Raw genomic sequence first — 14,445 nt, forward strand, 5'->3', positions numbered from 1 at the left:
TTGGCCGTCGTGGCAAAAGCTGGGCACGGTAAGCTGGTCCGCCCCATGTCGATGGGGCCAGTCTGAAAGCTCCGTCCGCACGGCTTTCACAATGCGCTCGGCTCTATGCGGGGATTTAAGCACCCATTATCCTGAAATCACAGGGGTACAGTCATAGCTCGATGGGAGTAGCGCGCCTGCTCGATGGCTCGTCGAGGGTAGGCACCGCGCTAGAATCGCGAAGGCGCGCGATGCCCTAATGGTGGGTAGAGCCGCTATTTTCGCGCTTGCATTTGATCGGCTCGCATATTGAAATTTGGCTGCTGGAATTGGGGGGACCATGAGGCCAACGCCAGTGGATCGCATTGCGCGAACTGTTGCGGCCGTCGGGGAACTGTCGCCGCTCGTTGCCGAGCATCGAGCCGCTTTCGATCGCGATCGCCGGCTGCCCGAAGCCGTCTTCCTGGCCCTGGCCGAAGCCGGCCTGTTCCGGCTCTGGCTCCCGGAAATCCTCGGCGGTCCGGGTTTCTCTCCGCTCGAGTTCATGGAGATCGTTGAAGCGGCGTCCGCGCTCGACGGCACCGTGGGGTGGCTCGTCGGCAATGGCGGAGGCATGAGCCGAGCCGGTGGCCATTTGCCGGAGCACGTCGCGCGCGAATGGTTCTCCGATCCCAATGCCTTCATAGCCGCCGCGACCGGCGCTGTCGGAACGGCGAAGCCCTGCGACGGGGGGTATCGCGTCAGCGGGCGCTGGCCCTTCGGCAGCGGCGCCCATCATGCGACCCGCTTCATGGGCCTCGCCAGCGTGCGGGATGGCGCAAGCGAGGGACCGCCTCTCTGCTGTTTTGTCGCGCGGGACGATGTCCGGATCGACGACACCTGGTACGTCTCGGGATTGCGCGGGACGGGCAGTTGCGATTTCGAGGTGGACGACGTCTTTGTGCCGCTCGACCATACCTACCCGCTGGGGAATCTGCCGCAGGTCCAGCCCGGTATCGTCTACAGGCTGCCCTCCTTGTCGGTGTTTCCCTGGACTGTCTCCGTGGTGCCGCTGGGGATTGCGCGCGGCGTGATGGATGCCTTCGTCGGCATTGCCGGAAGGAAGATGCGGGGCGGAACGGCGCTACGCGACCGGGAGACCGTACAGATGGCGATGGGCCGCGCACAGGCTCTTCACGGTTCCGGCAGGGCGTTCCTTATCGACGCCATGAGAGGCCTGTGCGCGGCACTCGACGATGATGGCGAGCATCTCGTGGAAGCACGGATCCGGTTTCGTCTCGCCTGTACCCATGCCGCAGAAACTGCCAGGCAGATCGTTGACCTGCTGGCGGCGGAAGCTGGAACGGCGTCCATTGTCGAGTCAGGCACGATCGAGCGCTCGATCCGCGATCTGGATGCGGCCACCAAGCATATCGCCCTGAGTGCGAACAGCTACACGGTAGGCGGGCGCCATGCTCTAGGGCTCGATCCCGGGCCGCGGTTCTGACGGGACAGCAGGCAGCCAATCACAGGGCTGCACGATCGCTCAGTGACGGAATATCGGGGCTTCGCCGATCTGCCCCGATGTCACAATGCGCGGAACACTCGTGTGGCACCCGCGTTGAAACCGGGTCTGTTGCCGAGGCCTGTCGTGTTGCTCGAACGATTGCAGTCCATGATCCTGAGGCGAGGTGGAGTGAAGGCTCGCCCGCATGAAATTCCCCATACACCCGAGATGCCGGAAACCTTGTTCGGTTTCGTCATGCGGGTGTCCGGCAGGCATCAGATCTGGATCGCGTTGCTGGCCGTGCTTCTCTTCATTGCCGATACAATACCGCTGGAGGTCCAGCGCCGCTTGGTCAATGCGGCCGTCAAGGGCGGTAACTTCAGGATCGTCCTGACGCTGGCCATCTTGTTCGCCGTGCTGGCGTTGGTCCAAGGGCTGCTCAAGATCGGCCTCAACCTGTATCGCAACTGGACGGGCGAATCCGCGGTGCGATGGCTGCGCAACCAGATCTCCTGCGTCGCCCAGCGACCCGACTCGGCCTTGCCTTCGGGCAAGGCCGGCGGCGTCGAGATCGCAATGGTGGTGGCCGAGGTGGATCCAATCGGCGGCTTCGTCGGATCGAGTATCTCGGATCCCATCCTTCAGTCCGGCATTCTCCTTTCCGTCTTCGGCTATCTCGTCTATCTGCAACCCTTGATGGCGCTTGTCGCGCTCCTGGTCTTTCTGCCGCAATGCTTTCTGGTGCCGCTGATGCAGGGCGCCATCAATCGACGGGTCGGCGCGCGCATCTGGATATTGCGCAAGATCAGCATCATGCTCGTCGACACCGTGCGCCGGGACGACAAGACGAACAACTCCCAATCCAAGCGCGTCGATCAGGTATTTGGCTTAAATATGAGCATCTACGAATTAAAGTTCGTGCTCAATTTCATCATGAATGGGTTGAGTGCGCTGGGAACAGCGGTGATACTCGGCATTGGCGGCTATCTTGTCGTCGAGGGCAAAACCGAAATCGGCACCGTGGTCGCCTTTGTTTCCGGTCTCGCCAAGATCAACGATCCCTGGGGAGACCTGGTGAACTGGTACCGAGATTACCGTGTCATCCAAGCGCGCTATCGTCTCGTAGCCAGTGCGTTGCGTACCGTCGACGCACCGTCGAGCACTTCTGACTCCCTTCCCACGGCCAGGAGTGCCTGAGCTTTCCCTTATGACGGGGAAAGCGGGTGGCGCGGCTTGAATCACCTGAAGCGAGCCACTGGCCGGGCTCCCTTCAACGAACATGAATGGATTAACTCGATGCTCAGCCCGCAATACCCAGTCGACCTTTTCGGGCGGTCGTAATGCATTTCGTAAAGCATCCTTTTCAATACGATCTGTTTTTGCATTTCCACCACCGCATTTCCACCAATCCGGTTTCGCCGACGGCCATTGCACTGGATGGCGGATGCGGAACAAAGAACCCCCCATGCGGTTCAGGAAGCTGAGGGAGGAAACGGTGGAAGTTCTGTCAGCCGCATCGGAGTTTTTCCCTCTTTCAAAGACCGGCGGACTAGGCGATGTCGTAGCCGCCCTGCCCAAGGTTCTTGCACCGCTGGGTATCACGACGAGGACCCTCATTCCGGCCTATCCTGGCCTGGTAGAGCAGGTCGACGGTGCCCATAAGATCGCCGAGATGGACCTTCTGGGGGAAAGGGCTACCCTCCTGGCGGCCTCCTTCGAGGGGTTGTCCCTGCTGCTGCTCGATTGCCCGAGCCTGTATGATCGGCCTGGGGGCCCTTACCTGAGCGAACAAGGGACCGACTATCCCGACAACTGGAAGAGATTTGGCGCGCTGTCCCTGGCGACCGCCCATATCGCGGCCGGCGGCGCCGGCTCGTGGCGACCGGACCTTGTCCACCTGCATGATTGGCAGACCGGCCTGGCCGCCGCCTATATGGCAGCACTCGATCTTGCCACGCCTGTGATCACGACCATTCACAACCTCGCCTTCCAGGGGCAATTTTCTGCCGATTTACTCGGGAAATTGGATCTGCCCACCCGATTTTTCGATGCCAATTATATGGAATATTATGGCGGCATCAGCTACCTCAAGGCCGGTATCGTGTTTTCCGATGCCATAACGACGGTGAGCCCGACCTATGCCCGGGAGATATTGACCGAGCCCATGGGCATGGGCATGCAGGGCATACTTTCCAAGCGCCGCGCAAGGCTGCAGGGAATCGTCAACGGCATCGACACCGACGTCTGGGACCCCTCCAAGGACCCCCTCATACCGTTGCGATACGATCAACGGTCCATCAAACGGCGAGGTGCGAACAAGGCTGAGCTGCTGCGCCGTTTCGGACTGAAGGAAGATGAAGGGCCGATCCTGTCGGTCGTAAGTCGGCTGACCTGGCAGAAGGGGATCGATCTCCTCACGGCCGTCGTTCCCGGCATCATCGATCGCGGCGCAAAGCTCGTCGTATTCGGCCAGGGCGATGCATCCTTCATCAATCCCCTGATCGAATTGTGCGAGCGGTATCAAGGTCGCCTCGCCGTTTTCGCGGGCTTCAGCGAAGCGCAGGCCCATCTCCTCCATGCGGGAAGCGACATGGTCATTCAGCCGTCCCGCTTCGAGCCTTGCGGCCTCACCCAGCTCTATGCCCTGCGGTATGGCGCGATTCCCATCGTCGCCCGTACCGGTGGATTGGCGGAAACCATCATCGATGCGAACGAAGCCGCCATGTCGGCGCAGGTCGCAACCGGCTTTCAATTCAACCCCGGCTCCGTTGAGGATCTCTACCATGCGATCGATCGTGCTCTCATCGCCTATGAGCAGCCGGATTTTTGGCGCAAGCTCCAATCCCAAGCGATGAAGGCTGATTTCTCATGGAAGAGAAGTGCTCGCCAATATGCGAAAGTGTATGCCAAGGCCAGGACACGCCGCGGCATCGTTCACTGAGGAAGCCTTCGAACAGACATCCCCGGGCGGGATGTCTCGCTTGTGGGCAGGTCCAGGTGGGACGGGTCTCGGATGCCCTGATATGCTCGGGCGCCAAGCGAGCAGCGCGGTCTATTCTGCTTCATACGCTGCCTTTTGCCAGCAGGTCTCTGATTTCCTCGAGAAGCTGGGCCTCGGCAGAGGGAGTTGCCGGGGTCGGCCTGTAGAAAACGCTCACGATCTTGACCATGAGCCTGATCATAACGACGAAGACGACTGCCAGAACGACAAGATTGATGACGGTGCTGACGAGATCACCAATGGCGAGCGGCGTGCCCAGTGATCTTGCTTCCGCGAGTGAAGCGCCTTCCGGAGCATTGCCACGCAGCATGACGTAGGTACCACGGAAGTCGAGTCCATGCGGGATAACGGCTCCGATGATCGGATTGACCACATCGTCGAGGACTGCCGCAACAAGTTTCAGGAAAGCCGTGCCGATGACGGTTCCCAAGGTGACGCCGATAGCGACACCGATTGCGAGGTCCGCGATTTTCCCGCTCGGGACGAGGTCCTTAACTTCCTTGAACATGTGATCTGTCACCCTGGGTGCTTTGGCGAATTCTCGATGCGGTTAATCGCCATCTCCTGCGCTTGCAAGGATCGCGCGTTCGCGCGACCTACGGATGGTGGCTTCCATGCATCTGTCGCGGCTCGATCGCTATGAAAAACGTCATGAGATCATGCAAGCCCGCCATGCCCTTCGCGAGAGAATGCTGGCGGGCGTTGCCGTCTCGCCGCCGTCACCAGGTGATCAGCGGGGTGCGATGCAACCAGGCGTCGTCGCGCACCTGGTCAAGCACGAACGCTGCAACATCGGCCCGCGATATGCCTCCGCCGTGGAAGCTGGAAAGGTCGGTGAGCTTGCGGACCGTGCCCCTGCCCGACTTGTCGTTCAGGATCGAGGGACGGACGAGAACCCAGTCGAGCCCGCTGTCTCTGACCACAGCCTCCTGGCGATCCTTGTCGGCGTAAACGTTGCGCAGGAGCAGCGGGAGAATCAGGTTGTCGAACAGGAAGCCGCCGTGCCCCCTGCTATCGCCTGCGCCAATTCCTGTGATGCAGACCAGGCGAGAGACCTGCTCCGCCTTCATGGCGTTCACGAGCGCGCGCGTCGCAGCCGAGAGTAGCGTTACTTCTCCAAAGGGGCTGACCGGCGTGCCGAGTGCGCTGACGACGGCGTCCCGCCCCTTCAGCGCCATCCGCAAGGTGGCTTCGTCGCGGGCATCTCCGAACACGACTTTCGCTCCCTTGAGATCGGCGGCCTTTTCGACCGAACGCACGAGTACGGTGACGTCGTAGCCTCGCGCTACAGCTTGGCTGACAATGAGGCGACCGGTGCCGCCGGTGGCTCCGAGGACCAGGATCCTGGCCTGGTCGGTCGTGGGATTTTGCATGGTCGTTACCTCGGGTAGCGGGACGCCTCCTCGGAGACGATCCCATTGTTGACGTTCGGAGCGATGATCAGAGGCGGCCCTCTGCGAGGAGTTGGCGGGCCCGCTTCAGCGTCGACAGCAAGGCGCTGCCATAGCCCTTGTCGCTGTCGAATAACGCCTGCTCGGCCTGCTCTTCCGGGCCGTTCGGCTCCTTGTCGCGCAGGCCGAGATGGCAGTAGAACCGGAGCATCAGCGTGCCGTCGGCGTCCTCGAACAGTTCGTTGATGATCGCGCCTTCGCGAGGGCCGGTGGCTTGGAAGAAGGTCACCTTGCTCTCAGGCTCGAAGGTGATGATCTCGCGCAGATCCCGGCCTGCGATCGTGGCTTCCCGGACGATGTGGGTCTCGCTCTCCTCCACGACGTCGCAACGCGTGCACAGGCCGGGTGGCAGAAACAGACGGGCATCGCGTGCCTTGAGGACCAGGCCCTGCCAAGCCTGCGTCCGGGTGAGCGGGACCTCGCCTTCCGGGTTCACCGGAGCGGTGGCGGCAGAATAGATCATGATGAGATTCCTTATCGTGAGGGCGAGAGTTGCCTCTGCTGTCAGGCCGAGGCGGCGATTTCGGAGGCGAAGTCGCGATAGGAGCGCAGGGGGCGACCCAGGAGCTTGGTCAGGCGCTCGATATCGCCGGCGACGGGGACCATGCCCTCGGTCTGGAAGCGGTCGGCCATCAGCCGCATGTCGTAGGCCATCCAGCTTGGCATGAACTGCCTGAGGTTCTGTTCGAATGCGGCCGTGTCATCGCCGGCATAAGCAATCCTGCGACCCAGTATTTCCGACCAGATGCCGGCGACACCCGTCCCAGTCAGCGTATCGGGACCGACGACGTTGATCCGATGGAGCGGGAACGGTTCGGGAGCCCGCTCGCGGCGGATCAGCTCAATGGCCGCGATCTCGCCGATGTCGCGCGGATCGACCATGGCCAACCCCTTGCTGCCGATGGGCATCGGGTACACGCCATATCCGGTCACCACGTCCTTGATGGTGCGGTCGTTGCTGATGAAGTAGGCGGGGCGCAGGATCGTGGCCTTGATATCCATCTGCTCGATCATGCGCTCGACGCCGAACTTACCCGCGAAGTGCGGCACGTTCACATAGAGGTCGGCGTGGATCACCGACAGGTAGACAATCCGCTCGATGCCAGCCTGACGGGTGGCATTGAGCGCGATCAGCGCCTGGGTGAATTCGTCCGGCACGACGGCGTTGAGGAGAAACAGGGTGGAGACGCCCGAATAGGCGCTGCGCAGTGTGTCGACGTCGAGCAGGTCGCCCTGGACGACGGTTATGCCCGTCGGAAGGTCGGCTTTGGCCGGGTCGCGGACAAGGGCGCGCACATCGGCGCCTCGCTTGACCAGTTGCTCGACGACAGTGCGACCGACTGCGCCGGTAGCGCCGGTAACAAGGATAGTCATGAGATCACTCCTTTGGTTTGGCTTGCTTCACCTCCACGAAATTATTCGATCCATATTTGAGCCACTAGTTGCTATAATTAGACAATCTGTCTCGCTGGTGGAACATATGGATCTACTCGCTCTTTCCGATTTCAATCTGGTTGCCAGGCATGGAGGGTTCGGACGGGCCGCCCGTGCGACGGGCCGTCCAAAGGCTACCCTGTCCCGCCGGGTCTCCGAACTCGAAGCGGCTCTCGACCTGCGTCTGTTTGAGCGAGGGGCAAGGACACTGAAGCTTACGGAGGAGGGGCGGGCCTTGTTCGAGCGGACGGGAACGTTGCTCGCCGAGCTTGACGAGAGCGCCGCTGCGATCGCCTCGGGCGGACGCACGCCACGCGGTCGGTTGCGGATCAGCGCACCGCTACTTTTCTCCCAGACCGCCATGGGCAAGCTCTCCGCCGAATTTGCGCTTAAATATCCCGAAGTTCGCCTTGAGATCACGACGGAGGACAGGGACGTCGACATGGTGGAGGAAGGCTATGACCTGGTGATCCGGGTTAATCCGGAGCCCGATGAGAGCCTCGTCGGAAGGATATTCCTGCATGATCGGCTGGTGGTCGTTGCGAGCCCGCGCCTCGGGCGACCGGCGGGCGGATCCATCGTGCCCGCTGTCGTGCGCGGGAGCGTCGACCGGGCTTCGGCGTGGGAAGTCACGGTCCCGACCGGGATAGCGCGCATTGCGATCGATCCCGTCCTTGGTATGTCCTCGCTCATCATGGTCCGCGACGCGGTACGAGCTGGTGTTGGCGCCGCGCGCCTTCCGGTGTCGCTCGTCAGTCACGATCTGGCTGCAGGCACCCTCGTGCACTGGGGCGATGCCGTCGGATCGGAAATCGCTCTATGGACGCTCTACCCTTCGCGTCGGCTGCTCAGCGCGCGTGTGTCGGCCTTTCTTGATCATTTGAAGCAGGCGTTTCCCAATGGGACACCTGACGAACTGGCCGCATATGTCGGGGGATGACCTTCCTCTTCGGGCTTTTCTCGACCTTTCCATGAAAAAGGGACGCCACGCTTCTCAGGAAGAAGACGGTGCTGTCTGCGAGGAGCGAACGCGATCCAGACCTTAATTTCCATGGCTTATCACAGGACGCCATCTCCCCTCCCCCCTCTTTTCATGATCGAGCGGGCTCGCGAGAACTCTCGCAGGTGAGGCTACACTCGCGCCAGGATCGTCCTCTCAGTTTGCTGCGGTCCTTTTTGGATCTGTCCGTTTCTGACATCTGACAGCGGCCCATGCCTTCTCAAATTCGGAGCAGGTCTTCCGCAAGCCTTCGACACCACGGTGGCCAGCGAACAGATGTTCGGCAGGTATAACCGCCGCCTTGCCACCGTGGGGAATGATGACCGCCCTCAGCGAGCACGAGTTCGCTGCGCAAAGTCAATTCGTGATGGATTTCCTAAGTTCGCCCTAATTAAATCGCTGCAAATTGAAAACGCACGTGAGGAGTGTAGTTCGCCCTATTCACCGGTATGTAAGAGGAATAAAGAGCGAACAACTTAAAAGAACTAGCGCCCCTCTAGGGCGATATACCAGAACATATCCAAGAAATTGCAGGAGTTTATTGCAGTAAACACGTGTAACTTTCGAGCTCCCTCGTACGCTGAGCCTTTCTGCGGACCTAATCGCTTGCTATCTAGCTAACTCAGTCTCACCAATCCTTGTGGGACAAGGCCCCATTGGGATGCCGCGTATCCGGCCTGCAGAATTAGCGGTCGCGTACGAGCAAATTTATCAGACGTTCTCGATAAGTAACTTGGAATCGATCATGGCCTTTACAGTAGGGTATACAAGGAAGATTTGCGATTGTGATGAGAATATTTTGGAATATTTGGAAGAATAGAATTGCCATTATATTGGATATTATCGTCGGCGGCGGTTCCTGCCCGGTCACCTGACACTCAAGCGGGCTCAGCGACTCAGGCATCAAAATGAGAGGCTGTACAAATCAAATGCGCTTGAATATTTTGGATTTTGGATGTATACAAATTACATATCTTTGGCGTGTTTTGTGTTAGTACTGTTATAACTAAATATAATAAAACATGGAGAAGTACATAATTAGTAAAACATCTCGATAATTCCTACTTTTTACTTATAAAATATGAAGAATAAGCAGGAAAAGGAAGAATCGAGTTGTCATTCCCTATAAAAATCGACTGGATGAAATTCTCGTCGGATCTTAAGAACGAGAGAATCTCTAGAAACTTGACATGCAGGCACTGGGCTCAGTTAACCGGTGTTAATTTCAATGTAATATCGCGGCTTGAGCTCGGTAAAACACGTTGCTCGGCAGAGACGTTTATTACTCTAGCCTATGCGATGGATAGAGATCCATTGGATTATGTTATTCGCATAATCGTTGGACCATGTTAGTTAAATATAATAATTAACTATTTTTTTATTTGTATCTCAAAGTATACATCTTGTATGTGAAGTGATACAGTATTTGTATGCGAAAATATACAGAATGATGTAAGTGTTTTTGATTTGTGACATAATAGACACAGTTTGATTGGAATTTAATTCGGACTCAGCTTGTATCCGTTTGTATCGTTGCATCTCCTGATTGTTTGATTCCATCGTATGCACGGGTTGTTTCTTTAAATGGGAGTCTGCCCAGGGTGCCGAGTGTGGGCCACGCTTCATGTCCTTAAGCGGACATGGAAAGGCGGCGTTATGCTCTGGAATCAAAACAATGTCTTGGAGGTTACCTGTGATGATGAAGTCTATTCTTCTCGGCGCCGCTGCCGGTATCGCCGCCGTCGGCGCTGCCCAAGCCGCCGACCTGCCCATGACCAAGGGCGAAGCCGTGGAGTATGTGAAGGTTTGCTCGGCCTTCGGCCCCGGCTTCTTCTACATCCCCGGAAGCGACACCTGCCTCAAGATCGGCGGTGAAATCCGCGCCGACTATCGCGCGTTCGGCGGCGACAGTGGCTATCGCCTGAATAACGCTGGCACCGGGCTGACCTCGACCAAATTCAGTCGCAATGACAATCGCTCGGCCTTCAATACCCAGGGCCGCATCTGGTTCGATGCCCGGACGCAGACCGACTGGGGCCTGCTGCGCTCCTACTTCCAGATCAACGCCGACTCGCATCCGATCAGCCATCAGGGCCGCGGCGGTATCTACAACGGCAACTCCTTCTCGATCGACAAGGCCTTCATCCAGTTCGGTGGCCTGACGGCTGGTTACGCCCACTCGTTCTTCGGCTTCTACGACAATGACTGGGGCGACACGATCTGGGCTCCGTACTACGCCGAATCGAACACGGTGAACCTGCTCGCTTATACCTTCACGTTCGGCGGCGGCTTCAATGCCACGCTGTCGATCGAGGATGGTCGCGACCATCGGACCGACAATGGGCTCGGAACCGCTTACGCGAGTGCTGCCGGCGCCACCTCCACGGCCCTGCAGGGCGGTCAGCAGGTTCCGGATGTCGTCGCACAGCTGCGTTGGGACCAGTCCTGGGGCTCTCTGGCGGTTCAGGGTGCGCTGCACCAGCTCCGCTCGGGCGATACCTGGGCACTTACCAGCACTGGAGGTGTTACCCAGACCTTCAACGTCAACCATTCGAACGAGTATGGCTATGCGGTTGGTGCCACGGCGCTGATCAAGCTGCCAGTCGTCGACAACGGCCACTTCGTGGTTGAAGGCCAGTATGCCGATGGTGCGCTGGACTATCTCGGCGCTGGCAATACTTTCTTCGGCACCTCGCCCGGCGATCTTTTCCCGAAGGTGACCTCGAATCCGGCAGCTGGGGTGTTTGTGGTCAACACCATCGGCAAGGCGAAGGGTTGGTCGATCGTGGCGGAACTCGGCGGCAACATCACGCCCGTCCTGGCAGCCAACCTTGTTGGCAGCTATATCGACATGAAGTCGGATAAGTTCGCCAGCGTGATCGACTACAGCGCCAAGGAATACACGATTGCCGGCAACCTGACCTATACCATCGTCAAGGGTCTGAGCGTCGGTGGCGAAGTCGCCTACACTCATTCCGACGTGGACCTCAAGGGCATCACCGGCGGAAAGCTCAGCGGGAATGCAAGCGCCTGGCAGGGCGGCATCCGCCTGAAGCGGACCTTCTGATCGCTATCGCTAGCCAAGAAAGGCGGCCCGGCGTCAATAGCCGGGCCGTCAGAATGAATGCCTGGTTCGGTTCGGCACGGCGCAGCTTCCGAACGGTGCTCCTTCGTCCAGCCTTGCATCTCCGCCCAATACTAGGCGGCTCATGGGCTGGCTGAGGTGCAAAGCATGGAACGCGCGATCTATCACATCCACGCATTTCGAGAGATGGGAATGCGGTTGGCGGATGTTCGCACTCAGACTTGCGATCGTGGCCGCGATGAGCACCGGCCGGAGGTTGATCAGCGCTCATGCACGATCACAGGTCGAAATCCTCGCTCCTCAAGGCTAGGCGCCTCCTTCGCTCGCATGGCACCCCACCGCATGTACTGCAGGCAGCACACCCGCAGAAACGAAGAGAAATTCGCTGGCACTTCGCTGTGTCGTTCAGTCAGCTCGTCATAGAGCTTGATGGCAAACTGGCTGGTGGTAAGACCTTCACGCTCCGCAATTTCCTGAAGCACGCTCCAGAAAAGGTTCTCGAGGCGTACCGTGGTGACCACGCCATGAATACGCAGTGAACGCGTGCGGGATTCATAGAGAATTGGATCTGTCTTTACATAGACCTCGCACATGTAGAACTCCTTGGAAGCGGCTGCACAGTCCAGCTTGACATGCTTGCGAAAGCGCATCGAAACCAGACTCGGTGCTGTCGGGCCAAGCGAGCTCGGCCCGGCAGCATCTATAATCAGATAGCGCGTTGCTTAAGTTGATCTGCGATATAATCGGCTTGGCGAATAGCCAGTGTCACGATTGTCAGCGTCGGGTTCTCGGCGGCACCCGTCGTGAACTGGCTCCCATCCGAAATAAACAAGTTCGGAATATCGTGGGTCTGGCCATGCTTGTTGGTCACCCCGTCTTCGGGCTTGGCGCTCATACGCGCGGTGCCGAGATTGTGTGTCGAAGGATAGGGCGGCACGCGGTAAACGTTGACGGCTCCGGCCGCCTTGTAAAGCGCCTCCGACTGCTTGAATCCGTGCTCGCGCATCGCTTCGTCGTTGGGGTGATCGTCGAAATGAACGTCCGCGACCGGCAATCCGTGTTGATCTTTCACTTCGCCGTTCACCGTCACCCGGTTGCTCGCTTGCGGCATATCCTCTCCGACGATCCAAAGCCCGGCCGTGTTTGCGTATAGATCCATGGCACGCGTGAAGTCGGGGCCCCATGCGCCAGGGTTGAGGAAGGCTGCGTAGAAAGGGAGACCAAGTGAAATCGTCTCCATATGGTACCCCCCAACGAATCCACGGCGGGCGTCGTGGCGCGCTTCGTCCTCAACAATGCCCGCCATCACCGTACCCTTGAACATATCGACCTTGTGATCGAATGACGCATACACCGATCCGGTCGTATGGCGCATGTAGTTGCGACCGACTTGATCGGAGGAATTGGCAAGCCCGTTGGCAAATTTCCCCGAGTGTGAGTTCAGCAGCAAGCGAGGCGTCTCGATCGAATTGCCAGCCACAGCCACAGCGCGCGCCTTCTGTCGCTGCAGCGCGCCGCCGGCGTCATAATAGACCACTGCGTTCACGCGACCCTGGTCGTCATGCTCGATGCGCGCCACATGAGCCTGCGTACGCAGCTCGGCGTGACCGGTGGCTATGGCACGGGGCAACTCGGTGTAGAGAGTGGACCATTTGGCGCCGAACCGACAGCCCTGGAAGCAGAAGCCCCGCTGATAACAATGCGAGCGGTCGTCCTGCTCAACGCTGTTGATCGCCATATGTCCCGTGTTCACATGCTTGTAGCCGATTTTTGTCGCACCTGCATGAAACACCTTGAAGTTGTTGTTGCCCGGAAGGCCGGGATGACCGTTGGTTCGTGTCACGCCCAGCTTCCGCTCGGCCCGATCATAGTAAGGATCGAGTTCTTCCCGGGTGAGTGGCCAGTCAACCAGGGAAGCCCCTTTCACGTCGCCATAGGTGGTGCGGGCCTTGAACTCGTGGGGCTGAATGCGCAGGCTCGCTCCCGCCCAGTGGACGGAGGTCCCCCCAACTGTCTTGCAGATCCAGGCGGGGAGATTTGGAAAATCCTTGGCTACACGCCACGTGCCGGAGGTGGTGCGCTTGTCGAGCCACGCCAGCTGGCGAAACGAGTCCCATTCTTCGGTCACGAAGTCGCCACGGGTGACGAGCTTGCCTGCTTCCAGAATGACGACGTCGACGCCCTTCTGCGCAAGCTCGTTCGCGAGCGTTCCTCCCCCGGCGCCCGACCCGATAATGACAACAACGTGGTCGTCGTCGAGAGAGAAGGTCTTGCCGTGCTGGTCCTGAATTTCTGTCTGTGCCATCTTCTTCTCTCCCTTGGTCAGTTTGCCGGAACCGGCCCGCTATCCTGTGCGGGCGGATCGGGCAGCCAGGAAAGCTCGTTGAAGCCTTGGAAAAGATACCCGCCATCACCCTCGCTCGCCCCATAGCCGAAATGTGCGTAGGCGAGCGGGTTTGCATAGAGAGCCACAACGGCGGTGGAGCGAACCGTTTCGAAGAACGGCGTGCCCGCGAGGGAGGCGACGTCCTTTTGCTGGTCCGCCGTCGAGCGCTTGAGCCAGTCCCCCTGCCCCAGCCCGTCGAGTGAGCGTATCCCGTCGGCAAGCAGGGTCTGCGTCGCTGCGTCGCCGGCAGCCTTGGTATCGAGCGCCTTGACTACGAGCGCATAAACGGCATCGTCGAGCGTTGCATGGGGGAAAATATGCTTGGTCAGGGCGAGCAGGACGTCGCCTTGATGGGTCTCTAGCTTCGTCAGCTCAAGCGCCCAGCTTCGGCTCGGTGCCGACACAAGCAAGGACGAAGACAGTGCCAATGTGCCAAAGAGTACACCGGTCCCCTTCAGCAATTCGCGGCGAGTAAGCGAAATTGATCCGGGCATCCCGACGCGAGTTCGACTTTGTTCTCCAGAAGATATCTGCGTCCATGCGCTCATGTTTTCCTCCTTTATTTTGTAATCTTATCTTGTTCAAAGCTTATTCGATTAAATTTTTCTATTAATAACTGTGTC

General features: G+C 59.0%; 12 protein-coding genes. 5 read left to right on the forward strand and 7 right to left on the reverse strand.

The window, feature by feature from the left end:
- Positions 1 to 319: 319 nt before the first annotated feature.
- The 3 genes from AC6H34_RS32260 (at position 320) to glgA (ending at position 4,406) form a co-directional block, all read left to right on the forward strand.
- Positions 320 to 1,465 carry an acyl-CoA dehydrogenase family protein gene (locus AC6H34_RS32260; protein WP_497541754.1) on the forward strand — a complete coding sequence of 382 codons (1,146 nt, stop codon included), beginning with the start codon at positions 320 to 322 and terminating at the stop codon, positions 1,463 to 1,465.
- A gap of 168 nt (positions 1,466 to 1,633) precedes the next feature.
- On the forward strand, positions 1,634 to 2,662 hold the full coding sequence (locus AC6H34_RS32265) for an ABC transporter ATP-binding protein (RefSeq protein ID WP_497541755.1): 1,029 nt from the start codon (positions 1,634 to 1,636) through the stop codon (positions 2,660 to 2,662).
- Positions 2,663 to 2,960: 298 nt separating this feature from the next.
- Positions 2,961 to 4,406, forward strand: coding sequence for a glycogen synthase GlgA (gene glgA, locus AC6H34_RS32270; protein WP_497541756.1), 1,446 nt, complete (start codon positions 2,961 to 2,963; stop codon positions 4,404 to 4,406).
- A 121-nt stretch (positions 4,407 to 4,527) separates the two neighbouring features.
- Here glgA and AC6H34_RS32275 read toward each other — a convergent pair whose 3' ends face one another.
- From AC6H34_RS32275 to AC6H34_RS32290, 4 genes are all read right to left on the reverse strand, one after another.
- On the reverse strand, positions 4,528 to 4,974 hold the full coding sequence (locus AC6H34_RS32275; RefSeq protein WP_497541757.1) for an MscL family protein: 447 nt from the start codon (positions 4,972 to 4,974) through the stop codon (positions 4,528 to 4,530).
- A 211-nt stretch (positions 4,975 to 5,185) separates the two neighbouring features.
- On the reverse strand, positions 5,186 to 5,839 hold the full coding sequence (locus AC6H34_RS32280; RefSeq protein WP_497541758.1) for an NAD(P)-dependent oxidoreductase: 654 nt from the start codon (positions 5,837 to 5,839) through the stop codon (positions 5,186 to 5,188).
- Between the two features lie 67 nt (positions 5,840 to 5,906).
- On the reverse strand, positions 5,907 to 6,380 hold the full coding sequence (locus tag AC6H34_RS32285; protein ID WP_497541759.1) for an AtaL-like protein: 474 nt from the start codon (positions 6,378 to 6,380) through the stop codon (positions 5,907 to 5,909).
- Between the two features lie 41 nt (positions 6,381 to 6,421).
- Complete coding sequence (locus AC6H34_RS32290) at positions 6,422 to 7,291, reverse strand: NmrA/HSCARG family protein (RefSeq protein ID WP_497541760.1); 870 nt, start codon at positions 7,289 to 7,291, stop codon at positions 6,422 to 6,424.
- 106 nt (positions 7,292 to 7,397) lie between these two features.
- On the opposite strand from AC6H34_RS32290, the gene AC6H34_RS32295 reads away from it, so the two are divergent.
- Together AC6H34_RS32295 and AC6H34_RS32300 are read left to right on the forward strand one after the other, a co-directional pair.
- Positions 7,398 to 8,291 carry a LysR family transcriptional regulator gene (locus tag AC6H34_RS32295; RefSeq protein ID WP_497541761.1) on the forward strand — a complete coding sequence of 298 codons (894 nt, stop codon included), beginning with the start codon at positions 7,398 to 7,400 and terminating at the stop codon, positions 8,289 to 8,291.
- Between the two features lie 1,756 nt (positions 8,292 to 10,047).
- Entirely contained in the window at positions 10,048 to 11,418 is a 1,371-nt protein-coding gene (locus AC6H34_RS32300) for a porin (protein WP_497541762.1), read from the forward strand.
- A gap of 278 nt (positions 11,419 to 11,696) precedes the next feature.
- Here AC6H34_RS32300 and AC6H34_RS32305 read toward each other — a convergent pair whose 3' ends face one another.
- From AC6H34_RS32305 to AC6H34_RS32315, 3 genes are all read right to left on the reverse strand, one after another.
- Positions 11,697 to 12,029 (reverse strand): ribbon-helix-helix domain-containing protein, encoded by a 333-nt coding sequence (locus AC6H34_RS32305; protein ID WP_497541887.1) that lies wholly within the window; start codon positions 12,027 to 12,029, stop codon positions 11,697 to 11,699.
- Between the two features lie 113 nt (positions 12,030 to 12,142).
- Complete coding sequence (locus AC6H34_RS32310; protein ID WP_497541763.1) at positions 12,143 to 13,741, reverse strand: GMC family oxidoreductase; 1,599 nt, start codon at positions 13,739 to 13,741, stop codon at positions 12,143 to 12,145.
- Positions 13,742 to 13,758: 17 nt separating this feature from the next.
- The gene (locus AC6H34_RS32315; protein ID WP_497541888.1) at positions 13,759 to 14,316 is read right to left on the reverse strand and encodes a hypothetical protein; all 558 of its coding nucleotides are present in this window, start codon (positions 14,314 to 14,316) and stop codon (positions 13,759 to 13,761) included.
- Positions 14,317 to 14,445: the final 129 nt, after the last annotated feature.

The organism is Labrys sp. ALF-8 (assembly GCF_059699065.1).

Coding starts and splice junctions, on each gene's coding strand:
- AC6H34_RS32260 (WP_497541754.1), top strand. CDS start 320: ATGAGGCCAACGCCAGTGGATCGCATTGCGCGAACTGTTGCGGCCGTC.
- AC6H34_RS32265 (WP_497541755.1), top strand. CDS start 1,634: ATGATCCTGAGGCGAGGTGGAGTGAAGGCTCGCCCGCATGAAATTCCC.
- AC6H34_RS32275 (WP_497541757.1), bottom strand. CDS start 4,974: ATGTTCAAGGAAGTTAAGGACCTCGTCCCGAGCGGGAAAATCGCGGAC.
- AC6H34_RS32280 (WP_497541758.1), bottom strand. CDS start 5,839: ATGCAAAATCCCACGACCGACCAGGCCAGGATCCTGGTCCTCGGAGCC.
- AC6H34_RS32285 (WP_497541759.1), bottom strand. CDS start 6,380: ATGATCTATTCTGCCGCCACCGCTCCGGTGAACCCGGAAGGCGAGGTC.
- AC6H34_RS32290 (WP_497541760.1), bottom strand. CDS start 7,291: ATGACTATCCTTGTTACCGGCGCTACCGGCGCAGTCGGTCGCACTGTC.
- AC6H34_RS32295 (WP_497541761.1), top strand. CDS start 7,398: ATGGATCTACTCGCTCTTTCCGATTTCAATCTGGTTGCCAGGCATGGA.
- AC6H34_RS32300 (WP_497541762.1), top strand. CDS start 10,048: ATGATGAAGTCTATTCTTCTCGGCGCCGCTGCCGGTATCGCCGCCGTC.
- AC6H34_RS32305 (WP_497541887.1), bottom strand. CDS start 12,029: ATGTGCGAGGTCTATGTAAAGACAGATCCAATTCTCTATGAATCCCGC.
- AC6H34_RS32310 (WP_497541763.1), bottom strand. CDS start 13,741: ATGGCACAGACAGAAATTCAGGACCAGCACGGCAAGACCTTCTCTCTC.
- AC6H34_RS32315 (WP_497541888.1), bottom strand. CDS start 14,316: ATGCCCGGATCAATTTCGCTTACTCGCCGCGAATTGCTGAAGGGGACC.